The following is a 23341-nucleotide window of genomic DNA, read 5'->3' as shown; positions in this document are numbered from 1 at the left end:
GTGAGCTCGAACAGCTCATCTGACTGATCATCACATCCGCTGGGGCGGTGGCCGATCAGAGCCGGTTCGGGTGCCAGGCCGACGCCTGCGGCGGGTAGGACGGCCAGCTGCCGGTGCGCGGGTCCAGTGGCGGCGGCGCGGCGGGCGCGGGCTGCCAGGCCGACGGCGGCACGGCCTGCGGCGGCTGCGGTCCGGTGCGGCGGTGGCGCCCCAGCTGCTCCAGGTGCTGCCGCAGCCGGAGCACCTCCGGGTGGTGCGGGCCCAGCAGCGGCTCGCGGTCGAAGAGCAGCGCGAGCAGCCACTCCCAGGCGCCTTCGGTCTCCCCCGAGCCCGCCAGCAGCAGCCCGATCCGCTCCCGCAGGTCGAAGCAGCGCGACGGGTCGGTGTCCTGGCCCTGCTCCAGGCGCACGGTGTGGTCGGCCAGCAGCGCCCGGTACTCCGCCAACGCCTCGGGTCCCCGCCCCAGTTGTTCCAGACAGGCGGCGGCCTTGCGACGGTGGTCCAGCGCCTGCGGGGCCCGCGGCCCGCCCTCGGCCGCCGCACCGGCCGCCAGCAGCTGGTACTCGGGCAGCGCGGCCCGGTACTGGCCCTCCTGGAGCAGGGTGCGCGCGTAGATCGTGCGCAGGGTGCGGACCAGCGGCGCACCGTCGCCGTGCGCGGCCCGGGCGAGCGGGAGCAGCCGTCCGGCGAGGTCGATCACCTCGGCGTAGCGGTGGGCGGCGAGCAGGTCGGAGACCCGGCCGCAGGCGGCGGCGAGCTCGGTCTGACCGGTGAGGCGGGCGGCGGTGGAACCGGCGGGCGGCGCCGCCAGGGGGGCGGGGGCGGGCGGCGCCTGCAGCACGGGCGGCGCCGGCGGGAGGGCGCCCGCGCCGCCGGGCCCGCCCGGCAGCGGCTGGTTCGGGTGGCGGAACGGCCCGGTCGGATCCGGCACCGGCCCGTACGCCGGACGCGGCCCGCCCGCGTCGCCCGGCAGCAGCGGACGCAGTCGCTGGAAGACGGCCTGCGCGTCGCGCGGGCGGTCGGCCGGCGGCTTGGCCAGCAGCTCCAGCACCAGCGCCTCCAGCTCCGCCGGCACCTCGGGCCGCAGCCGCCGCAGCGGCACCGGCGCCTCGTCCACCTGGCGGCGCAGCACGCCGAGCGCGGTCGGCGCCCGGAACGGCTCCTCGCCCGCCAGCATCTCGTGGAGCAGGCAGCCCAGCGCGTACAGGTCGCTGCGCGCGTCCACCGCCCCGGAGAGCGCCTGCTCGGGCGCCATGTAGGAGGGGCTGCCGATCGGCACGCCGGTCATGGTGAGCCGGGTGTGCTCGCCGTCCAGCGCGGTGGCGATGCCCAGGTCGAGGACGACCACCCGGCCGTCCGGGCGGACCATCACATTGCTCGGCTTCAGGTCCCGGTGCACCACCGGGACGGCGTGCACCACCGAGAGCGCCGCGCAGATCTGGGCGGCCACGGCGACCGCCCACGGGACCGGGAACGGGGCCTCCTCGGCGATCAGGTCGCCCAGCCCGACGCCGGGCAGCCGCTGCATCACCAGGTAGAGCTCGCCGTCGTCCTCGCCCGCGTCGAAGACGGTGACCAGACCGGGGTGGTCGAGACCCGCGGTGATCCGGCACTCGCGCAGGAACCGCCGCCGCAGCTCGGCGCGGCGCTGCTCGATCTCCGGGCCCTGGGCGCCGACCAGCAGCGCCTCGGTGCGCAGCAGCTTCACCGCGACCCGCCGGTCGAGCCGCTCGTCGTAGCCGGCCCACACCTGGCCCATCCCGCCGTGCCCGATCTTCTCGGCCAGCCGGTAGCGGCCGCCGATCACCCGGGCCGCCCCGGCGCTCACCGCCCACCGTCCTCGGCCTGCCGGCGCAGCAGCTCGCCGAGCTGCTGCAGCTCGTCCAGCGGCGCGGCGGCCGACTGCGTCTGCAGTTGGGGCTGGGTCTGGGTCTGGGGCTGCTGGTACATCGGGACGGGCCCGGCCGGCCGGGGCACCGGCTGCTGGTACACCGGCGCCGGCACCGGCTGCCAGTACCCGGGCAGCGGCGCCGGGGACGGCGCGCCCCACACCTGCCGACGGTCCATCAGCAGGAAGTGCACGGGCGCCCCGAGCATCAGCACCCCCACCAGGGCCTGGCCCGTCCCGTTGGCCACCGTCGCGTGCTTGTCCCCGCCCGCGATCACCGCGCAGGCGACCAGCAGCACCGCCAGCGCCCCGACCACCACCGCCCCCAGCACGTCCGCCCGCCGCCTGCGCCGCGCGGCCAGCGCCACCGCGGGAACGAACCCGAGCACGCCGCCCGTCAGAACCGCCACCAGGCAGAGCAGCACCCGCGCGCCCGCCCCGAACGGCCCCTTCGCCGGCGCCGGCACCACCGGCCCGAACTGCCCGGGAAACTGGCCAGCCATGCGTATCCGCCCCCACGCGAAGAAGTCCCCACCGACAAAATCGCGCCCACGCTACGCCCCCTCCCCCGCCTGCGACCAGCACGGACCCGTCCGCGGCGGTGCGCACCCGCGGGCGGACGCCGCTTCCCGGCCCGCTCCCAGCGTGTTGGCGGCGCAACGACCGGCCGCCTCCGGATCATCGGACGCAGGCCCGCAACTCCGCGCGGCCGGCGACCGAGAGCAGGACGACGCGCCATGTTCGACAACAGCAAGGCCTTCAGCAGCTTCTCCGTGAACGACCTCGACCAGGCCAAGCACTTCTACGCCGAGACCCTGGGGCTGAACGTCTCCGACCTGACCATGGAGCAGCAGTACCGGCTGCTGCGCCTGCACCTGCCCGGCGGCGGCGAGGTGCTGATCTACCCGAAGGAGGACCACGCCCCGGCGTCGTTCACCGTCCTCAACTTCCCGGTGGCCGACGTCGAGCAAGCCGTCGACGAGCTGGCCGGGCGCGGGGTGCGGTTCGAGCGCTACCCCGGGCTGGCCACCGACGAGAAGGGCATCTTCCGCGGCGGCGGCCCGCACATCGCGTGGTTCACCGACCCGGCGGGGAACATCCTCGCGGTGCTGCAGGAGAACTGAGTTCCACTCACCCCAGCGACAGCCCGCCGTCCGCCAGACCGTCCGTCAGCCCCTGGGCCAACTGCCGCCCCAGCTCCTCGGCCTGGCGCAGACCGGCGGCGAAGGCGGCGATCCGGCCGAAGGCCTCGCCCAACTCCCGCTGGCTCCCGATCGGCAACCGGGGCACCTGGACCCGGCGGACGTCGAGGCGGGAGGTGGTGGAGGCGTGGCTGCTGGCGGAGCGCGCACCGGCGGTGGAACGCAGGCGTCCCGCCAGGAACTCCGGGTCGAGCAGCGCCGGATCGGGACGCAGCAGGTGCAGGCGCGCGCCGAGAGCCGCGCCGTCGGCCGGGTCGCCGGGGCGGACGACCAGCGCACTGGCGCCGCCCAGGGCCGCGGCCAGCACGTCGCCGGGCCGGGCGAGCAGGGCCGCGCCCTCGCCCGGTGCACCGGCCTCGGCCAGCGCGGCGCTCGGGCGGCGGCCGGCGGCGAGGTCCTGCTCGGTCAGCACGGGGGTGGCTGACAGGTCCTCGGCCCACGGCCGGACGGCCGGGCCTGCGCCGGAGGAGAAGAGCTCCAGGGCGCCGGCGCGGGCCAGCTCGCCGATGGTGGTCATCGGGGCACCCTGGCCGGCCCCGGTCTCCGCGACCACCGGCAGCCGCTGATCCAACTCGGCCAGCATGGAGAGCAGTTCGCCCAGTCGCCCGCGCTGGTCGGCCAGCGCCGAGGCGCCGCCCGCCGGGGTCGGCGGCGGCAGGTGGCGGGCCGGGGCGAGGTCGGTGTCGTCGTCGAGCAGCTCGATCGAGTCCAGCACCCGGTGGACGCCCAGCCGCTCGACCACCTCGCCACCGGCGTCGAAGGCCTGCCAGCCGTCCAGCACCGTGCGGTGCAGGATCGGCCAGTCGAACTGCTCGGGCTGGGTGGCGGTCGCGTCCAGCAGCAGCAGCCGACGGGTCGGCGCAGCGCCCCGCGGATCGGGCCGGCGCAGCAGCCACAGGTGGAGCGGCACGCCGTAGGGCGGTGCCGCCCCCGCCGGCAGCGCGAGGACGGCGCGCAGCGCGCCGGTGCGCAGGAGTTCGGCGCGCAGGCGGCGGCCCGAGCGGCGGGAGGCGACGGTGGGCGGCAGCAGCAGCGCGGTCAGACCACCGGGGCGGGTGTGCGCCAGGCAGTGCAGCAGCCAGGCCAGTTCGGGCTCGGCGCGCGGTGGCGTCCGGTCGAAGAGCCAGCGCGCGTCGTAGCGCAACTCCTCGTACCCCCAGTCGCGTTCGTTGTACGGCGGGCGGCAGAGCACCGCGTCGACGAGCAGCGCGGGGTCGGCGTCGGCACGCAGCGCGTCCCCGGTGGCCAGGTGCAGCGGCAGCGGCACCGGAGCGTCCGGAGCGGCCTGCAGCGCGAGCCGCAGCAGCGCGGCGCCGGCCGTCACGGGGTCGCGCTCCTGACCGTGGCGCACGGCGTCGGCCGGGGCGGCGCGCAGGACGGCGCCGAGCCCGCAGGACGGGTCGAGGATGCTCGCGGGCCCACCGGCGAGCGCGAGGAGCAGGGCCGCGGCCTCCGGCGGCAGCTGGCCGGACTGCCGGGAGGTGGTGAGCAGCGCTTCGTAGGCCGCGGCGGCACCCTGCTCCGCCGTCAGCCGGGCCAGCATCCGGCAGAGTTCGAGCTGCGTGCTGCCGTAGAGCGTCGGCAGCTCCAGCAGCCCGAGCCCCGCGTCGCCGAGCAGCTCGCCCACGACCTCGGCCACCGCCCGGGGCAGCGCCAGGGCGAGCCGGGTGTCCGGCTCGCCGGCCAGCGCGGCCCAGCGCCGGGGCGCCCGGTGCAGCAGGAGCAGGAAGGCGCCGGCCGGCAGCAGCGGGGCCCCCGGGTTCCCGGCCGGGTCGCGCAGCGCGTCGAGCTGCTGGCGGCAGCGCTCCACCAGCGGCAGTTCGGCGATCTTGCCCTGGCGGCGGAGCCAGTCCTCGACCTGGGGCAGCGCGAAGGTGGGGCTGGCCTCGCTGCCGCCCACCGGCTGCGGGAAGTCGGCGTGCCGCTTGCGCCAGTTGCTGACGGCCGCCCGCCCGACCCCGGCGAGCCGGGCGATCTCGACGGCGGTGACCTCGGGACTCGGCGGCATGGCGGCTCCTCGGCGAAGGCGGCAACAGCGACTGTGATCATCCAGCATAGCCACCCGGCCCCGACCTCCCCGTTCACACGTGAACAGAGAGGTTCTTTATTTTTCTGTTGACGATGTTCACAGTACTCTGCTGTGATGGACCTGTCGCCAACCGGGGCGATCACCTGAAAACCGAGGGACCCGCCATGCGCAGCACCACCACCGCCCGCCGCCGCTCCAGCTCGCTCGGTCTGCTGGCGGGCACCGCCCTGCTGGCCCTGGCCACCACCGCCTGCGGGCCGACCGGCACCAGCACGGTCAGCACCAAGCCCGTGCAGAACTCCGCCGCGGCCGGCTCCGCCAGCACCGCGGCCGGCGGCAGCAAGGCCCCCGCCAACGCCAAGGTCGGCGACACCATCGCGCTCAAGGGCATGGACAAGGGCGCCGCCGCCGACGTCACCGTGGTCAAGGTGGTCGACAACGCCCCGAGCGCCAACGACTTCCACCCCGCCGACGGCAAGCGCTGGATCGCCGTGCAGTTCCGGATCAAGAACACCGGCACCGCCGCCTACAGCGACGCCCCGGACAACGGCGCCGGCGTGCTCGACGACAAGGGCCAGTCCTACAGCGCGGTGATCGCCGACACCACCGCCGGCCCGAGCTTCCCCACCCCCGCGAACATCGCCCCCGGCGACAGCGCGCTCGGCTTCATCACCTTCGAGGTGCCCGCCGACGCCAAGATCGCCAAGACCCAGTTCGGCCTCGACAGCGGCTTCGCCGACCAGGCCGGGCAGTGGAACCTCGGCTGAGCCCCGGCGGTGCGGGGCGCCCGGCGGCTGGGAACGACCAAGCGGCCGGGAACGACCAAGCGGCGGGTGGCACGAGGCCACCCGCCGCCCAGGAACCGGGGGTCCGCTACTTCTTCGCCGCCGCCAGCTCCTCGAACATGGTAGTCAGGAAGGTCCCGCACCAGGCCAGCAGCTCCCGTCCGACCACCGGCTTGCCGCCGATCCGCGCGGTCGTCGGCCGCGGCACCAGCACCTGCGAGGTGGCCGCCTTGACCTGGCTGCGCGGGTAGAGCCGGTTCAGCCGCAGCTGCTGGGACTCGCGCAGCTCGACCGGGCCGAAGCGCACGTTCGCGCCCTGCAGCGTGATGTCCGCGACCCCGCAGCGCCGCGCGTACAGCCGCAGCGCCGCCACCAGCAGCAGATTCTCCACCGGGTCGGGCAGCTTGCCGTAGCGGTCGGTGAGTTCGGCGCGCACCTGCTCGATGTCGGCCTCGGAGTTGACCGCGGCGATCGAGCGGTACGCCTGCAGGCGCAGCCGCTCGCCCGGTGCGTAGTCGTGCGGCACGTGGGCGTCCACCGGCAGCTCGATCTTCACCTCCAGCGGCTCCTCCTCCACCTCCCCGCCACCGCCCGCCAGCGACTCGCGGAACTCGGCCACCGCCTCGCCGACCATCCGCATGTAGAGGTCGAAGCCGACGCCCGCGATGTGCCCGGACTGCTCGCCGCCGAGCAGGTTGCCCGCACCGCGGATCTCCAGGTCCTTCATCGCCACGTACATGCCCGCGCCCATCTCGGTGTGCTGGGCGATGGTGGCCAGGCGCTCGTGCGCGGTCTCGGTGAGCGGCTTCTCCGGCGGGTAGAGCATGTAGGCGTAGCCGCGCTCTCGGCCACGGCCCACCCGGCCGCGCAGCTGGTGCAGCTGGGAGAGGCCGAAGGTGTCGCCGCGCTCCACGATCAGCGTGTTGGCGTTGGAGATGTCGATGCCCGACTCGACGATCGTGGTGGAGACCAGCACGTCGAACTCCTTCTCCCAGAAGTCGACCACCACCTTCTCCAGGGCCGTCTCCCCCATCTGCCCGTGCGCGGTGGCGATCCGCGCCTCCGGCACCAGGTCCTTGAGCCTTGCGGCCGCCTTGTCGATCGACTCGACCCGGTTGTGGATGTAGAAGACCTGTCCCTCGCGCAGCAGTTCACGCCGGATCGCGGCCGAGATCTGCTTCTCGTCGTAGGGACCGACGAAGGTCAGCACCGGGTGCCGCTCCTCCGGCGGGGTGGTGATGGTGGACATCTCGCGGATGCCGGTGACCGCCATCTCCAGGGTGCGCGGGATCGGGGTCGCGGACATCGTCAGCACGTCCACGTTGGCCCGCAGCTTCTTCAGCTGCTCCTTGTGCTCGACGCCGAAGCGCTGCTCCTCGTCCACGATGACCAGGCCGAGGTCCTTGAACTTCGTCTCGCTGGAGAAGAGCCGGTGGGTACCGATCACCACGTCCACCGACCCGTCGCGCAGGCCCTCCAGGACCGCCTTCGCCTCGGTGTCGCTCTGGAACCGTGACAGCGCCTTGACCACCACGGGGAAGTTGGCGTACCGCTCGGCGAAGGTCGAGAAGTGCTGCTGCACCAGCAGCGTGGTGGGCACCAGCACGGCCACCTGCTTGCCGTCCTGCACCGCCTTGAAGGCCGCGCGCACAGCGATCTCGGTCTTCCCGTAGCCGACGTCGCCGCAGATCAGCCGGTCCATCGGGACCGACTTCTCCATGTCGGACTTGACCTCGGCGATGGTGGTCAGCTGGTCGGGCGTCTCCGCGTACGGGAACGCGTCCTCCAGCTCGCGCTGCCAGGGCGTGTCCGGCCCGAAGGTGTACCCGGGGGCGGCCATCCGGGCCGAGTAGAGCTTGATCAGGTCGGCGGCGATCTCCTTGACCGCCTTCTTGGCCCGCTGCTTGGTCTTGGCCCAGTCCGCGCCGCCGAGCCGGTGCAGGGTCGGGGCCTCGCCGCCGACGTACTTGGTCACCTGGTCCAGCTGGTCGGTCGGCACGAAGAGCCGGTCGCCGGGGTGCCCGCGCTTGGCCGGCGCGTACTCCAGCACCAGGTACTCGCGGGTGGCGCCCTGGACGGTGCGCTGCACCATCTCGACGTAGCGGCCCACCCCGTGCGCCTCGTGCACCACGTAGTCGCCGGCCGCCAGGGCCAGCGGGTCGATCGCGTTGCGCCGCCGGGACGGCATCCGGCGCATGTCCTTGGTGGAGGAGCGCTGCCCGGACAGGTCGGTCTCGGTGATCACCGTGAGCTTGAGCGCCTCGTCCACGAAGCCGTGCTCGATCGAGCCGCAGGCGACGTGGACGACGTCGCGGGTGGGCGCCTGGGTCAGGTCCGGGACCAGCCGGGCCGCGATGCCCTCGTTGCCGAGCACCTCCGCCAGCCGGGAGGCCGGACCCTGACCCTCCGTCACCATGACGACCCGCCAGTCGGTGGTCAGCCGCTCCTTGGCGTCCGCCACGGCCCGCGCGGTGTCGCCGCGGTAGGCCTCCACCGCGTGCATGCCCAGGGTCAGCGTGTTGCCGTCACTGTGCCAGTCAGCGGCTCCGCCGCGGGCCAGTACCGAGCCGACCTCCGCGTCGCTGGTCGCGAACGGGCTGACCGACCACCAGGGCAGGCCGATCGCGCCGGCGTGCTCGCGCACCTCGGCCAGCGAGCGCAGTGAGGCGGCGGAGACGTCGATCTGCTCGACGTCGATCGGGCGGTCGCCGCCGGAGGCCGCCGCCACCCAGGAGGCGTGCAGGAACTCCTGACTGGTCGCCACCAGGTCGGCCGCCCGGGTGCGGACCCGCTCGGGGTCGCAGACCACCGTGACCGAGCCGGCCGGCAGCACGTCGAGCAGCAGCTCCATGTCGTCCACCAGCACCGGGGCCAGCGACTCCATGCCCTCGACCGCGATCCCCTCGGCGATCTTGTCCAGGATCTCGGCCAGCTCGGGGTGGCGCACGGCGAGCTCCGCGGCCCGTGCCCGCACCTGCTCGGTGAGCAGCAGCTCCCGGCAGGGCGGCGCCCACAGCCCGTGCTCGGCGATCTCCAGCGAGCGCTGGTCGGCGACCTTGAAGTACCGGATCTCCTCGACCTCGTCGCCCCAGAACTCCACCCGCAGCGGGTGCTCCTCGGTCGGCGGGAAGACGTCCAGGATGCCGCCGCGCACCGCGAACTCACCGCGCTTCTCGACCAGTTCGACCCGCGCATAGGCAGCCGCGGCCAGCCGCCGCGCCACCTCGTCCAGGTCCGCCGACCCGCCACCGCGCAGCGCCACCGGCTCCAGCTCGGCCAGCCCCTTGACCTGCGGCTGCAGCACCGAGCGGACCGGCGCGACGACCACCTGCACCGGCCCGGCGGACGGGTCGTCGGCCCGCGGATGAACGATCCGGCGCAGCACCGCGAGCCGGCGGCCCACGGTGTCCGAGCGCGGCGAGAGCCGCTCGTGCGGCAGCGTCTCCCAGGCGGGGTACTCCGCGACGGCGTCCGGCGGCAGCAGCGAACGCAGGCTGGCGGCCAGGTCCTCGGCCTCCCGACCGGTGGCGGTCACCGCGAGCACCGGGCGGCCCCGCTCGCCGGCCCCCGCGGCCAGCGAGCGGGCCAGCGCGGCGACCACGAACGGCCGCGCGGCGGGCGGGCCGACCAGGTCGAGATGCGGGCGATGGCCGCTGGCCGCCGCCTCGATCGCCTCGGCGAGGGCGGTGTCGCGAACCACGACATCGAGCAAACCGGTCAGGCTCATGGAGTCTTCTCGTCCCGTTGCGTCCAGGCGGAGCGCCCGGCCTGACGTTCATCTGCGACCGGGCAGCTTGATGGGCCCGGCACTCGCGGTGCAGGGGCCGGGTCAGGCTCCCAGGGTACGCCGAGCAACCGACGCCGACTCCGTCAGTCACCCGCTCCCGCCTGGCCATGGGCATGACCTGCGGTTCGGACGGGAGGGTCGATTGTCAAGAATTGGACACACTCCTGTCACTGGGAGTCCATGGACACCGCGCAGGATGGATCACGTGCCCGCCGCTCCAACCGTGGGGGATGGCGCAGCGGGACCAGCGCACTCCGATGGGGGTCGGGGTGCGAGGCCGGGCGACCCTGGGTGGGGGCGCCCGCCCGAGCGTCGGGAGTCGTGGCGCCCTTTCCTGGAGGGCGCCACGGGTCCTGGCCCAGTTTCCACTCCGCCGTTCGGGGCCGCCGCGGTCCGGGCTCCTCTTTCCGGTGATCTTTGCGCCGCACGGGTGCTGCCCGCCGACTTCCGCGCCGCCCGCTCCCTACGCTGAGCGCCATGCGTGTCGTCATCGCCGGTCAGGGCTACGTCGGACTCCCGCTCGCGGTTCGCGCCGCCGAGGTCGGCCACCGGGTCGTCGGATACGACATCGACCGGCGCCGGATCGCCCGGCTGGCCGGCGGCGACTCGTACGTGGAGGACATCCCGAACGCGCGGCTGCGGCCGCTGCTCGCCGACGGCAGCTACCGGCCCTCCGCGGAGCCGGCCGACCTGGCCGGCTTCGACGTCGCCGTGATCACCGTGCCCACCCCGCTGCGGGACGGGGTGCCCGACCTCTCCTTCATCGAGGCCTCCGGCCGGCTGCTGGCCGAGCGGCTGCGGCCCGGGGCGCTGGTGGTGCTGGAGTCCACCACCTATCCCGGCACCACCGAGGAGCTGCTCACCCCGCTGCTGGAGAAGGGCTCGGGGCTGCGCGCCGGGATCGACTTCCAGGTCGGCTACAGCCCCGAGCGGATCGACCCGGGCAACCAGCAGTGGCGGCTGGAGAACACCCCGAAGGTGGTCTCCGGCATCGACACCGACTCGCTGCACGCGGTGGACGACTTCTACCGGCAGCTGGTGGAGCGCACGGTGCCGGTCTCCTCGTGCAAGGAGGCCGAGCTGGCCAAGCTGCTGGAGAACACCTTCCGGCACGTCAACATCGCCCTGGTCAACGAGCTCGCGGTGTTCGCCCACGAGCTGGGCATCGACATCTGGGAGGCGATCGACGCCGCCGCCACCAAGCCGTTCGGCTACCTGCGCTTCGACCCGGGCCCGGGGGTGGGCGGGCACTGCCTGCCGATCGACCCCTCGTTCCTGTCCTGGCGGGTCGAGCGGGCGCTCGGCCGGTCGTTCCGCTTCGTCGAGCTGGCCAACGACGTCAACAGCCACATGCCCGACTACGTGGTGCGGCGCCTGGCCACCGCGCTGAACGAGCGCCGCCAGGCGGTCAAGGGCTCGCGCATCCTGCTGCTCGGCCTGGCCTACAAGAAGAACACCGGGGACGCCCGCGAGACCCCCGCCGCCCGGGTCGCCGAGCTGCTCACCCGGATGGGCGCCGAGGTCCGCGCCGCCGATCCGCACGTGGCCCGCGTCCACCTGCCCGGCCAGCGCGGCCCCTTCTCCCGCGTCACCCGCGTCACCGCCAGCCCCGAGGAGCTGACGGCGGCGGACGCGGTGGTCCTGCTGGCCGACCACGACGACTTCGACTACGCCACGATCACCGAACACGCCCGGTACGTCCTGGACTGCCGACGCCGCCTCACCGGCGCGGCGGTCGAGGTGCTCTAGGCCGAGCGCATCGCGCGCTGGCACGCGCGCTCCGCACCGGAGGTCAGGTCCGCCGACGTCCCACGGTGTTCGGCAGCGAGTCGATCTCGGTGCCGTCGTCGATGATCACGATCTTCGGGATGATCCTGGTCTCGTCCTCGGGCGCCGGCCCGGCGACCGGGGCGGCACCGCTGCCCTGGGCGGTCGGCGGCGGGGTGGCCGGGCGGGGCGGGAGCGGCGGCTGGGCGGCACCGGCGGCGCGCAGGGCGGTGCGTGGGTCGACCGGCGGGGTGCCACCCGGGGGCGGCGGCGCGGGCGCGTCGCGCAGGTCGGCGGGCAGGCGCAGCACCGTGGTCGGGGCGTCGGAGGAGGCGGTCGGCAGCGTGGGCGGCGCGGCCGGCGCGGGCGGCAGCGGGACCTCGCCGGTGTCGGCCTCCGGGTCGGTCGCCTGGACCGTCGGGATCACCTCGGTCACCTGGGTCTCCTGGACCGCCGGAGCCGCCGCGGTCACCTGCGTCACCGCGGTGCCGGGCCCGGCCGGCTCGATCATGCCGACGGCCTTGCCGGTCAGCGAGGCGAGCGTGCCCTTGATGTGGTCCAGGTGCGTCTGCACCGTCTCCAGCCGCTTGTCGAACGCCGCGCGCTCCGCGGCGCTGGCCGCCTCGATCTTGTCGGCCTCGCGGCGGGCCTGCTCGATCAGGCGGTCGGCCTTGGCCTGGGCGTCGGTGTCGATCTGCTTGATCAGGCTGAGCACCGACTCGCGGTGCTGCTCGGCCTCCTTGAGGCGGCGCTCCGCGGCCTGCGAGATCTTGGCGTCCTCGGCGGCGGCGGCCGCCTCCTCGGCGGCGAACCGCTCGTCGGCGTCACGGCGCAGCTCGGCCAGCTTGGTCTCGGCCCGCTCGCCCGCCTCGGCGGCGGCGACCCGGATCTTGGCGGCCTCGGCGGTCGCGCCGTCCCGGATCGCGCGGGAATCGGCGTCGGCCTCGCCCCGCAGCTTCTCGGCCTCGGCGCGGGTGCGCTCGTCGATGCGGCGGGCGGCCAGGTCGGCCTCGGCACGGGTGGCGGTCGCGTACGCGGCCGCCTCGGCCTGCAGCTCCTGGCCGGCCTGGTAGGTCTCGTCGCGGGTGTCCTCGGCGAACCGCTCGGCCTTGTCGCGCACCTGGCGGGCCTCGTTGTCGGCGATGGCCATCAGGTCGGCGGCCTGCTCGCTGAGGGTGGTGTAGTCGGGCTCCGGCGCCTCGGCGGCGGCCTTGCGGGTGGCTGCCAGCACCGCCTCGAGCTCGCGGATCTGGGCGCCGAGCCAGCTCAGCCGCTGCCAGGCCTCGTCCCGCTGGGAGGTCAGCGCGATCAGCGCGCGGTCGACCTGCTCGGGCGCGTAGCCGCGCCGGGCAGCGGTGAAGCCGTACGACGGGATGGCGTCGCTCATCTGCTGTCTTCCCCTCAGTGCCGGCTGGGCACGAATTTGCCTGCGCTCGTTTCCTGCGATCCTCTTGACCTATTTTGCGCAGATCATCTGGAAAGCCCAAGGAAGCGACACCACCGGCTGGGGCCGCACCCACGGTGCGACCCCAGCCCCAGCCGTGCTGACGGCTAGAGCAGGCCGTCCCAGAACTGCTCCAGGAGGACCGCCCACCAGGTGTCCGGTGCCTGGAGGGCGGCCGGGTCGATCGCGGCCAGCTCGGCCTGGAAGTCGGTGGTCCAGCGCCCGGCCTGATCCGGGGTCAGGCCGTAGCGCAACGGCCACATCCGACCGAGCAGGGCGAGCGACCGGACGAACTCCGGTACGCCAGTGTTGACGAAGCGCGGGGCCTGCGCGGTTCCCTCCAGGTCCACCGCGACCACGGCCGCTGTGCCGTACTGCACACAGAGTTGCCGTCCGTAGTCGTTTCCGAGCACCAGGTAGCCGCCCGCATCGGGCGCGGCCTGGCGACCGCGCTCGGCGGCCAGCTCGGCCAGCGTCGGGATCGGCCGGTTCTCCGGTGCGTGCGCCCAGAAGAACGGTCCGAAGCTGGTCGGCAGGCCCGCCCAGACCAGGGTCTGCGCCACCGCCTCGGGCACCCCCTGCCGGGAGACCGCCCGCTGCTCGTAGCGGAAGACGGCGGGGCCGAAGTACTGCGCGAGCTCGGCACCGATCTGCTGCGGCGGGACGGGGGCGGCCGGCGGGATGCTGCCGGGAGCGGGCAGCGGCACCCGGACCGGACGCGGGCGGCGCGGGCCGGCGGCCAGCTGGTGCAGCTCGTCCAGGTGGTTGAGCAGGTGCGCCATGCCGGCCTGGCGGGCCTGGTGCTCGCGGCCGTACCCGGCGGTGTGGGTGATCCGCACGTTGGGCCACGAGGAGGCGATCAGCCGGGAGCAGTAGCCGCCGGGCAGGTCGCAGGCCTCCAGTTCGGTGTGCAGCTCCAGCACCTGCTCGGCCGGCACGCCGAGCCGGCGCAGCTCCTGCAGGATCCGCCACTCCGGGTGCGGGGTGCCGGGCTCGCTGCGGTGCATCACCTTCTGCTCGGAGCCGTCGGGGGCGCGGTAGCTGAGCACGGCCAGGTAGCCGGGGCCGACGGTCGGCACGCCCGGCGGCACCGGGGCGCCCTGCGGCGGCAGCCCGGGGACCGGCGCGGCGGCACCGGGCAGGCCGGGGGCGCCGGGCACGTCCGGCGCTCCGGGCACCGGGCCGCCGGGGAAGCCGGGGGCGCCCGGGAGGGCCGAGGCCAGCTGGGTCGCGGCGTGCGCGACGCCACCGCCCTGGGCGCCCTGACGGGACGGCGGGGCGGCCTTGGAGGTGTCGGCGTCGGCCAGGTCCCCGCTACCGGCGGCGGGCGCGGCCGCACCGCGCAGCGCTCCCGGCGGCGGGGGCGGCGGAGCGCCGACGCCGCCACGACCGCCCGCCGGGGGCGCCACCGGCGCACCCGGGTGAGCAGGCGCGCCACGCAGCGCACCGGGCGGCGGGGGCGGCGGCGTGCTGCCGGACCCGCGGCCACCGGCGGCTGCCGGGGCCTCCGCGCCACTGCCACCCGCGTGCAGCAGCCCGCCGGGCGGCGGGGGCGGCGGAGCGCCGACACCACCACGGCCGCCCGCCGGGGGCGCCACGGGGGCGCCGGGCAGGCCCATCAGGCCGGGCGGGCCGTCGGAGGCGAGCATCGTCGGCGCGTACTCGACGCCGGGGGCGGGGGACGGCGGGACGGGGGGCCCGACGGGTGCGGGCACGGCCGGCGCGGGCGGTGCCGACGCGACCGGCGCGCCGGGCAGGCCCATCAGGCCGGGCGGACCGTCCGACGCCAGCATGGTCGGCGCGTACCCGCCCACCGGCGCCTGGGGCGCGGCAGGCGCGGGCACCGGAACAGGCGGCGCCGCGACGGGCGCCTCGGCGGCCGGCGGCGGCATCCGGACCGTCATGGCCTCCGGCGGGGTGGCCGGGGCCGACGGCCGCTCCTCGCCGTGCTCCTCCAGCTCCCAGCTGGGCGGCGGCGCGAGCATGGTCGGTGCGTCACCGGCCGGCCGGTCCGAGACCGGCGGCTCCGTCAGCACGGCGGGCGCCGCCGGCACCGCGGGCGGCGCGGGCTGGGCCATCACCGGCACGGGCGGCACCTGATCGGGCAGGCCCGGGACCGGCGGGGGCCCGGCGATCGGCCCGACGGGCCCGACGGGCTCGACCGGCGCGGCGGGCGCGGCGGGCTCGGCGGGAGCCGGCCCCTGGTCGGCGCCCTGCGCGGCCCCCAGCTGCTCCGCCTCGGCGGCGATCGCCGCCGCACCGGCGTCCAGCATCCACTGCGGCGGGCTGAGCAGGAAGGAGGTCGCCTCGGCCGGAGCGGGCACCGGCTTGACCGCCCCGGGCGCGCTGCCCTGGGCCGGCCGGCCGTACTGCGCCTCGTAGCGGTGCACCACCTCGTTGACCGGCAGCGCGGGCCAGAGCGTGCTCGCCCCGGTCTCCCGGGCGATCACCAGCTTGACCGCCCCGCCGTCCGAGGAGGGGCCGCCGTCGCGGTCCTCGGCCCAGCAGACGAAGCCGAGGTCGAACTCCCGTACCCGCACCTCGCGCTGCTGGAAGGGCGACACCCCGCCGTTGATCCACTCCGTCGCCAGGTCCTGTGCCTGCGCGTACGTCATCATGCTGCCTCGCCCCTGTCCTCTTGCTCCGGCCGTCCGCTCCCACCGATCGCACCGCCGGCCCGCCGGCTGTTCACCGACCGCCTCACGACACCGGCACCGCGCGGGCGAACCCGCCGTCCACCATCAGCTCCGCGACCGTCTCCAGCTCCGGCGGGCTGCCGGCCAGCCGGAGCAGGAAGTCGTCGAAGCTGTCCCCGCAGGGCAGCAGCAACCGCCGTACCCGGTCGGCCGCCTCCTCGGGGGCGCCGTTGTCGCGGGCGTCGTCATAGAGGCAGAACCAGACCGAACCCAGCTGCTCGCCCCGCACCTTGAGGGCCAGGATGCCGCCCTGGACGAAGGCGATGCCGAGGTAGTCCTTGGTCAGGTGGTCCCGCAGGCACTTGTTGACGTAGACCAGGTCCTCGACGCCGTACTCCTCGCTGAGCGTCAGGAACGGCTGGTCGAGCAGGAGTCCGAGGTCGGTGTCGAGCGCCACGCCCGCCGGGGTCCGGCCGCCGGCCAGCTTGAGGAAGCCGCGGTAGGGCCCGGGCAGCCGGTAGCCGAGCCGCTCCTCGGCCGCCTGGACCAGGTCCTCACCGACGGTCAGCGGGTCGGCGCCCTCCTTGGAGAGCGGGAAGTGCACGGCCTTGCGCTCCTGGAGCGGGCGGGTGCCGCGCCGGGCGTGGTCGGCGGCCGAGCGGGCCAGGCCGCCGTGGTGCCGCAGCAGCGCCTTGACCTCGACCGGGATCAGCTCCATCCGGCGCCAGCCGTGGGCCGCGCCGCCGACCGCGTGGTGCCAGGTCCAGCCCGCCGGGGTGGCCACGGCGCACTCCTGATCGGCCCACAGCTCGTGTCCCTGGCTGAACAGCGCGGCATTGGCGGACACGTAGTCGGTCAGCCGCAGCTCGTCCACGCCGAAGCCCTCGGGCGGGTCCGCGACCTCGGCCGCCGCCGCGGCGTACGCACCGAAGTCCGGGTACCCCTGGGCATCGACCCGCACCCCGTCGGGGTACTTGGCCGCCCGCACCGGGTCGGGAAAGTGAACCACCTGACCCGCGTAGGCCGCGTTGGGCACGGCGGCGATGCCGGGCCGACCTGTCGTCATTCTGGGTGCCCCCACTGCGCTGAAGCCGATTTAGCTAGCCACCAGGGTATGGGGTCCCGGGTTCGGACGGACGTCCTGGTCCGGCGGCCGGGGCGAACCGGAGCCCTGTGATCAAGTTGTGAACAATTGGTGCGTCTGACGGAGTCTCAGTACGCGGGCCCGCCCCCCGAGTGATCCACTGTCCGAAACGTTTGGCAGGCTGACGTATGAGCGGGTTCGTCCGACCCGCCCGACAGAGGACCAGCCGACAGAGCGAGAGGAGCAGCCGTGGACGAGGGTCCGCCGGTCGCACCCCTGCTGCGCCACCACCGGGACAGCCTGCTGCCCGCCGTGGCCGCGGCGCTCTCCCTGCGCGGTGGCGAGGTGCACACGCTGGCCGGCCGCAAGGCCGACCAGGAGCCCGCGCTGCACCCGCTGGTCGGTGACTTCCTGGCCCGGCTGCCGCTGGAGCACCGCGAACGCTTCACCGGGCGCTGCCCGGAGGCCGTGCTGCTCTCGCAGTACCTGACCACGGTGGACAGCAGCCGCTCCAAGCGCGCCGCGAAGAAGCCGCTGAGCCTGCACGACGCCCGCAAGGCGCTCAAGGGCGCCAAGCTGACCACCGTGCGGATCCGCGAGCAGGACGACCCGGCGCACGGCACCCACGCGCCGCCCTGCCGCTCCTGCGCACCGCTGCTCGAACACCTCACCGTGCAGAGCGTGGTGGTCGGGCCCAGGTCCGATCCGGCCTGAACCGGCCCGTGGCCCGGCGGCCGAGGCCGTGAACCAGTAGCCCCGCAGCGCCGCCCAGGTCGCGTGCCGCCCCTGTCCCCCGACACCGGAGTCCCCCCTGAACCCGCTCACGTCACCGGCCGCAGGCCCAGCGTCCGCCGCCGTACGCTCCCAGCCCAGGTTTCCCGCCGACGTCGCCGCGGCGCTCAAGCAGGCCGGCTGGCACCCGGGCCGCTGGGAGATCCGCCGCGCCGAGGAGTGGGCCGACGAGCTGCTCTCCCGGCACTCCGCCGACGGCGTCCAGCACGCGGTCTTCCCCGCTGCCATCGAGGCCTGGGCCGAGTTCGGCGGGCTCTCCTTCGACCTCGGCGGCGCCGGGCGCGAACTGGCCCGCACCCCGTTCCTGCTCGACCCGATCTGCGGCCTGCACCTGCCGCGCACGCTGGCCGACCTGTCACGCGCGCTGGACAGCCGGGTGGCGCCGCTGGGCGAGGAGCACTACGGCCAGGCGCTGCTCGCGATCGACGAGGCGGGCCGGGTCTACAGCCTGGACCACACCGGCGAGTGGTTCCTGGGCGCCGACCTCGACCAGGCGGTCACCGCGCTGGTCCTGGGCACCCGGCCGGAGCGGCTGCGGACCGTCACCGACCCGCTCTGAGCCGTGCTCCCGGGCGTGCTCCGCGGCGCCCGGGCGGCGAGCCGGGTTCAGCAAAGTTGTGAAGCTTCCGCACGGATCTCCGCCCGCGAGCCCTGAGCCGGCCTCAGCGCAGCCAGGCCTCAGCTCGGCCGGCCTCAGCCCAGCCGGTCACTGCGCTGCGCCAGCCGCGAGGGCAGCAGCGCCTCCACCCGGAACCCGCCCTCCTGCTGCGGCCCGGCCGTGAAGCTGCCGCCCAGCGCGACCACCCGCTCCTCCATGCCGACCAGCCCGTTGCCCCCGCTGGGCAGCCTGACCTGGTCACCGCCGACCGGCCGCTCGTTCACCACGGCCACCCGCACCCCGTTGGGCACGTAGGCCAGCAGGACGGCGACCCGCGCGCCACCGGCGTGCTTGTGCGCGTTGGTCAGCCCCTCCTGCACCACCCGGTAGGCGGTCTGCTCGGCGTCCCCGCGGTAGGGCCGGCGGTCGCCGCTGACGGTCAGCGTCACCTGCATCCCGGCCGCCCTGGACTGGTCGATCAGCCGCGGCAGTTCGGCCAGCCCCAGCGGGCTCTCGGCCGGCGCCTCCTCGCTCATCCGCAGCACGCCGAGGATCTCGCGCAGCTCGTCCAGCGCCTGGCGCCCGGTCTCGGCCATCAGCTTGGCGCTCTGCGCCGCCTTCTGCGGCTCCCGCAGCGCGATCCGCTCCACGGCGCCCGCGTGCACCACCATCAGGCTGACCCGGTGCGCCACCACGTCGTGCATCTCGCGGGCGATCCGGGTGCGCTCCTCCAGCCGGGCCCGCCGGGCTCGCTCCCTGGCCCGCTCGGCGAGCAGGTCCAGCTCCGCCTCCAGGCCCTGGGCCCGGTCCTTGAGCGATTCGATCAGCCGGCGCCGGGCGCCGATGTAGAGGCCGCCCACCACCGGCGAGACGGTCAGCCCGACCGCCACCAGCACCGAGAAGAGCACGAAGACCCAGGTGGCCGGCAGCTGCTGGCCCGGCTGCGGCTCCGTGGTGAGCATCGCGAAGAGCACCATGCCCAGCGTCTCCACGAAGATCACCGCGGTGAGCGCCACCACCTGTCTGCGCCCCGAGGGCCAGGTCCAGGTGGAGCAGAGCGTGTAGAGCGCGACGACCAGCAGCACGATCCCGAACAGTCCGGGGACCAGGACCATCGAGACCAGCACCGGCACGGTCGGCCAGCGCCGCCGCACCAGCAGGCTGGCGCCGGCCAGCGCACCGATCACCGCAGCCGCGATCGCGTACCCGTGGCCCAGGTGGAAACGGTCGCGGACCAGGCCGTAGCCGCCCAGCGCACACTCCACGGCGGCCAGCAGGGCCAGCACCGCGTCCAGCAGCGCACTGCGCCGCCGGTCCCACCACCACAGGCCGCGGTCCGGTGCGCCCTCCCCAGGCGACATGCTCATACGGGACAGCCTAAGTGAGGCGTCCCCTGCGGCCCCACCCAGTTCTCGGCTCCCCATGCGCCGCGCTGTCCGCCATTCGACCGAGTCGACCGCGGGGCAAGGACCTCCCCATATGCTGGTCCGGTCGGACAGCGCGGTCCGCCGAAGCCGAAGCCCACCACCCCAGGGAGCCAGCCGTGACCGCTCAGGTCCCCACCTCGGCCGACCACCCGAGTGCCGACCAGCCGCCCACCGGGCGTTCAGGCGCCAGTCTGGCCGCCGTGGAGCTGCCGAACGCCGACCCCGCCGCCGACAACGCGGCCCTGCGGGCCGACATCCGCCGCCTGGGCGACCTGCTCGGCGAGACCCTGGTCCGCCAGGAGGGCGCCGAGGTGCTCGGCCTGGTCGAACAGGTCCGACTGCTGAGCCGCACCGACGGCGAGGCCACCGCGGAGCTGCTCGCCAACATCGATCTGGAGACCGCGGCCAAGCTGGTGCGGGCCTTCTCCACCTACTTCCACCTGGCCAACGTCACCGAGCAGGTGCACCGCGGCCGCGAGTTCGCCGCCCGCCGGGCCCGCGAGGGCTCGCTGCTGGCGCAGACCGCCGACCAGCTGGTGGAGGCCGACCCCAAGCACCTGGCCGACACACTGGCCAACCTGGCGGTCCGCCCGGTCTTCACCGCGCACCCCACCGAGGCCGCCCGCCGCAGCGTGCTGAACAAGCTGCGCCGGATCGGTGAACTGCTGGAGCGGATCCACCGCGAGCACGCCGCCGCGGGCATCTCCCCCACCGACTCGGCCCGGCTGACCTCGGCCAAGCGCTCGGCCGACCGCCGCCTCGCCGAGGTCATCGACCTGCTCTGGCAGACCGACGAGCTGCGGATCGCCCGCCCCGAGCCCACCGACGAGGCCCGCAACGCCGTCTACTACCTGGACGAGCTGTACCGCGAGGCCGTCCCCGAGGTGCTGGAGGAGCTGCACGAGGAGCTGGCCCGGGTCGGCGTCGCGCTGCCCGAGGGGGTCCGCCCGCTGACCTTCGGCACCTGGATCGGCGGCGACCGGGACGGCAACCCCAACGTCACCCCGCAGGTCACCTGGGACGTGCTCAACCTGCAGCACGAGTACGGCATCAAGGACGCCCTGGACGCGGTCGACGACCTGCGCAACACGCTCTCCACCTCGGTGCGCCTGGCCGGTGCCTCCGAGCAGCTGCTCGCCTCGCTGGAGGCCGACCTCAAGCTGCTGCCCGAGCTGAGCCCGCGCTACAAGCGGATGAACGCCGAGGAGCCGTACCGGCTCAAGGCCACCTGCGTGCGGCTGAAGCTGGAGAACACCCGCGAGCGGCTGGCCGCCGGCACCCCGCACCTGGACGGCCGCGACTACCTGGGCACCCGCGAGCTGATCGCCGACCTCAAGCTGATCCAGGACTCGCTGCGCTCGCACCGCGGCGAGCTGATCGCGGACGGCCGCCTGGCCCGCGCGATCCGCACCGTCGAGGCGTTCGGCCTCCAGCTGGCCACCATGGACGTGCGCGAGCACGCCGAGGCCCACCACCACGCGCTCGGCCAGCTCTTCGACCGGCTCGGCGAGGAGGCCTGGCGCTACAACGACATGCCGCGCGAGTACCGCCAGCGGCTGCTCGCCAAGGAGCTGCGCTCGCGCCGCCCACTGGCCCCCACCCCCGCGCCGCTGGACGCCGCGGGCACCAAGACGCTGGGCGTCTTCACCACCATCCGCGAGGGCTTCGAGCGGTTCGGCGACGAGATCGTCGAGAGCTACATCATCTCGATGTGCCAGGGTGCGGACGACGTCTTCGCCGCCGCCGTGCTGGCCCGCGAGGCCGGCCTGATCGACCTGCACGCCGGGGTCGCGCGGATCGGCATCGTGCCGCTGCTGGAGACCACCGAGGAGCTGCAGCAGGCGGACCGGATCCTGGAGGAGATGCTCTCCGACCCCTCCTACCGCCTGCTGGTCTCGCTGCGCGGGGACATCCAGGAGGTCATGCTCGGCTACTCCGACTCCTCCAAGTTCGGCGGCATCACCACCTCCCAGTGGGAGATCCACCGCGCCCAGCGCCGACTGCGCGACGTGGCCCACCGCTACGGCATCCGGCTGCGCCTGTTCCACGGCCGCGGCGGCACGGTCGGCCGCGGCGGCGGCCCCTCGCACGAGGCGATCCTGGCGCAGCCCTGGGGCACCCTGGAGGGCGAGATCAAGGTGACCGAGCAGGGCGAGGTGATCTCCGACAAGTACCTGCTGCCCTCGCTGGCCCGGGAGAACCTGGAGCTCACCCTCTCCGCCACGCTGGCCGCCTCCGCCATGCACACCTCCCCGCGCCAGGCCCCCGAGGAGCTGGCCCGTTGGGACGCCGCGATGGACGTGGTCTCGCAGGCCGCGCACACCGCCTACCGGGGCCTGGTGGAGCAGGAGGACCTGCCGAAGTACTTCTTCGCCGCCACCCCGGTCGACCAGCTCGCCTCGCTGCACCTGGGCTCGCGCCCCTCGCGCCGTCCCGACTCGGGCGCCGGACTGGACGGCCTGCGGGCCATTCCGTGGGTCTTCGGCTGGACCCAGTCCCGCCAGATCGTCCCCGGCTGGTACGGCGTCGGCTCCGGCCTGGCCGCCGCCCGCGAGGCGGGCCTGGGCGACGTGCTGCCGGAGATGTACGGCAAGTGGCACTTCTTCCGCAACTTCCTGTCCAACGTCGCGATGACGCTGGCCAAGACCGATCTGCGGATCGCCCGTCACTACGTCGAGCAGCTGGTCCCCGCCGAGCTGCGGCACATCTTCGACCAGATCACCGCCGAGCACGACCTGACGCTGCGCGAGGTGCTGCGGCTGACCGGCGAGAGCGAGCTGCTGGAGCACAACCCGGTGCTCAAGCAGACCTTCACCGTCCGCGACGCCTACCTGGACCCGATCTCCTACCTGCAGGTGGCGCTGCTGCGCCGGCAGCGCGAGGAGGTCGCCGGCGGCCGGCCCGAGGACCCGCTGCGGGCCCGCGCGCTGCTGCTGACCGTCAACGGCATCGCGGCCGGCCTGCGCAACACCGGCTGACGGACCGACAAGCCGAAGGGGCCCGCTCGCCGTGCAGGCGAGCGGGCCCCTGGCGTTTCGGCCGGCTCGGGTCAGCCGGTCTCCTTGTCGGTGCGGCGGCGCTTGAGCCAGAGCGCGCCACCGCCGGCCGCGACCACCAGGCCGCCGGCCACCGCCGGGATGCCGGCGTTGCCGCCCAGGGTGGAGATGAAGGCGCCGGAGAGCGCCGCGGTCTCGGGGGCCGGGGTCGGCGCGGGCGACGGCGCGGCGGTCGCCGGCGGGTCGTCGACCAGCTGGGCGTCCAGCGCGCTGGAGACGGGCTGCGGGGCCGCCTGGCGCAACCGGCCGCTGCCGCCCCGGCCGCCGCCGACCGAGATCGCCGAGGTGCGGTTGGCCGAGGGCGTGGGGGTCGGCGTCGGGCTGGGGCAGCCGCTGGGCAGCTCCGTCGGCGAGGCCCCCGGCGAGGCGGTGGCCGAGGCGTCGGCCTGGGCCGAGGCGGGAGGCTGGGACGGCGGTTGCGGTGCCGCCCCGGCCGACTGCCCGGGCGAGGCGGTGGCCGAGGCGTCGGCGCCCGGCAGCGGCGGACAGCTGGGGCCGGCCGTGGTGCTCGGCGAAGCCGTGGGCGGATGCGGTGCCGCGGGCGTGGCCGCGTCGGTCGGCGGCCCGCTGGCCGCCACCGCGGTGGGCACCGGCGAGGGTGCCGTACTGCTCGCCGCCGGCGTCGGCGAGAGCGTCGCACTCGCCGAGGGCGCGGGTGAGCCGCTCGGCTCGGCCGCGCGAGCGAGTGCGGCGCCGGAGAACAGCGCCGTGACCGCCAGAACCCATGTGCCGGCCATGCGTGCCGAGCCCAACCCCGCGCCCACCAGCGCCCCTATCTTCCCGAGTCCGGGTCGACCGTACCCGATGCGCCAAAGCGATCCGGCCGCGGAGAGGGGGCTGCGGCGA

The 23341-nt window shown here is 75.0% G+C and carries 15 protein-coding genes; 6 read left to right on the top strand and 9 right to left on the bottom strand.

Features of this window, described 5'->3' with window-relative positions; genetic code table 11:
* Positions 1–55: 55 nt before the first annotated feature.
* On the bottom strand, positions 56–1828 hold the full coding sequence (locus tag OG500_RS22810) for a serine/threonine-protein kinase (protein WP_329582968.1): 1773 nt from the start codon (positions 1826–1828) through the stop codon (positions 56–58).
* A complete protein-coding gene (locus OG500_RS22805; RefSeq protein WP_329582965.1) occupies positions 1825–2391 on the bottom strand; it encodes a hypothetical protein in 567 nt (188 codons plus the stop codon). Before OG500_RS22805 ends, OG500_RS22810 begins: the two co-directional genes overlap by 4 nt.
* 234 nt (positions 2392–2625) lie before the next feature.
* Here OG500_RS22805 and OG500_RS22800 point away from each other — a divergent pair, with 234 nt between their 5' ends.
* The gene (locus tag OG500_RS22800; protein ID WP_327068543.1) at positions 2626–3012 is read left to right on the top strand and encodes a VOC family protein; all 387 of its coding nucleotides are present in this window, start codon (positions 2626–2628) and stop codon (positions 3010–3012) included.
* Between the two features lie 7 nt (positions 3013–3019).
* Here the strand turns inward: OG500_RS22800 and OG500_RS22795 are convergent, their stop codons facing one another.
* Positions 3020–5098 (bottom strand): N-6 DNA methylase, encoded by a 2079-nt coding sequence (locus OG500_RS22795; protein WP_329582962.1) that lies wholly within the window; start codon positions 5096–5098, stop codon positions 3020–3022.
* A gap of 185 nt (positions 5099–5283) precedes the next feature.
* Between OG500_RS22795 and OG500_RS22790 the strand changes: the two genes are divergently transcribed.
* Positions 5284–5886 carry a DUF4352 domain-containing protein gene (locus OG500_RS22790; RefSeq protein WP_329582959.1) on the top strand — a complete coding sequence of 201 codons (603 nt, stop codon included), beginning with the start codon at positions 5284–5286 and terminating at the stop codon, positions 5884–5886.
* A 106-nt stretch (positions 5887–5992) separates the two neighbouring features.
* Here the strand turns inward: OG500_RS22790 and mfd are convergent, their stop codons facing one another.
* Positions 5993–9631, bottom strand: a complete 3639-nt coding sequence (gene mfd, locus OG500_RS22785) for a transcription-repair coupling factor (protein WP_329582956.1) — start codon at positions 9629–9631, stop codon at positions 5993–5995.
* A gap of 537 nt (positions 9632–10168) precedes the next feature.
* Between mfd and OG500_RS22780 the strand changes: the two genes are divergently transcribed.
* Positions 10169–11440, top strand: a complete 1272-nt coding sequence (locus OG500_RS22780) for a nucleotide sugar dehydrogenase (protein WP_327068539.1) — start codon at positions 10169–10171, stop codon at positions 11438–11440.
* A gap of 43 nt (positions 11441–11483) precedes the next feature.
* On the opposite strand, the gene OG500_RS22775 is transcribed toward OG500_RS22780, so the two are convergent.
* From OG500_RS22775 to OG500_RS22765, 3 genes are all read right to left on the bottom strand, one after another.
* Complete coding sequence (locus OG500_RS22775) at positions 11484–12845, bottom strand: hypothetical protein (protein ID WP_329582953.1); 1362 nt, start codon at positions 12843–12845, stop codon at positions 11484–11486.
* Between the two features lie 164 nt (positions 12846–13009).
* Positions 13010–15520 (bottom strand): SUKH-4 family immunity protein, encoded by a 2511-nt coding sequence (locus OG500_RS22770; protein ID WP_329582950.1) that lies wholly within the window; start codon positions 15518–15520, stop codon positions 13010–13012.
* Positions 15521–15602: 82 nt separating this feature from the next.
* Positions 15603–16604: an SMI1/KNR4 family protein gene (locus OG500_RS22765; RefSeq protein ID WP_329582947.1), complete on the bottom strand. Its 1002-nt coding sequence runs from the start codon at positions 16602–16604 to the stop codon at positions 15603–15605.
* Positions 16605–16871: 267 nt separating this feature from the next.
* Here OG500_RS22765 and OG500_RS22760 point away from each other — a divergent pair, with 267 nt between their 5' ends.
* Positions 16872–17336 (top strand): YwqJ-related putative deaminase, encoded by a 465-nt coding sequence (locus OG500_RS22760; protein ID WP_327068535.1) that lies wholly within the window; start codon positions 16872–16874, stop codon positions 17334–17336.
* A gap of 97 nt (positions 17337–17433) precedes the next feature.
* Entirely contained in the window at positions 17434–17973 is a 540-nt protein-coding gene (locus OG500_RS22755; protein ID WP_327071641.1) for an SUKH-3 domain-containing protein, read from the top strand.
* A 134-nt stretch (positions 17974–18107) separates the two neighbouring features.
* On the opposite strand, the gene OG500_RS22750 is transcribed toward OG500_RS22755, so the two are convergent.
* Positions 18108–19379: a sensor histidine kinase gene (locus OG500_RS22750; RefSeq protein ID WP_327068534.1), complete on the bottom strand. Its 1272-nt coding sequence runs from the start codon at positions 19377–19379 to the stop codon at positions 18108–18110.
* Between the two features lie 251 nt (positions 19380–19630).
* Between OG500_RS22750 and ppc the strand changes: the two genes are divergently transcribed.
* Complete coding sequence (gene ppc / locus OG500_RS22745) at positions 19631–22417, top strand: phosphoenolpyruvate carboxylase (RefSeq protein WP_327071640.1); 2787 nt, start codon at positions 19631–19633, stop codon at positions 22415–22417.
* 71 nt (positions 22418–22488) lie between these two features.
* Here the strand turns inward: ppc and OG500_RS22740 are convergent, their stop codons facing one another.
* Positions 22489–23232 (bottom strand): hypothetical protein, encoded by a 744-nt coding sequence (locus OG500_RS22740; RefSeq protein ID WP_327068533.1) that lies wholly within the window; start codon positions 23230–23232, stop codon positions 22489–22491.
* Positions 23233–23341: the final 109 nt, after the last annotated feature.

The organism is Kitasatospora sp. NBC_01250, from assembly GCF_036226465.1.
In the GTDB taxonomy this organism is placed as follows: Bacteria; Actinomycetota; Actinomycetes; order Streptomycetales; family Streptomycetaceae; genus Kitasatospora.
This window is presented reverse-complemented; position numbering and strand designations above follow the sequence as displayed.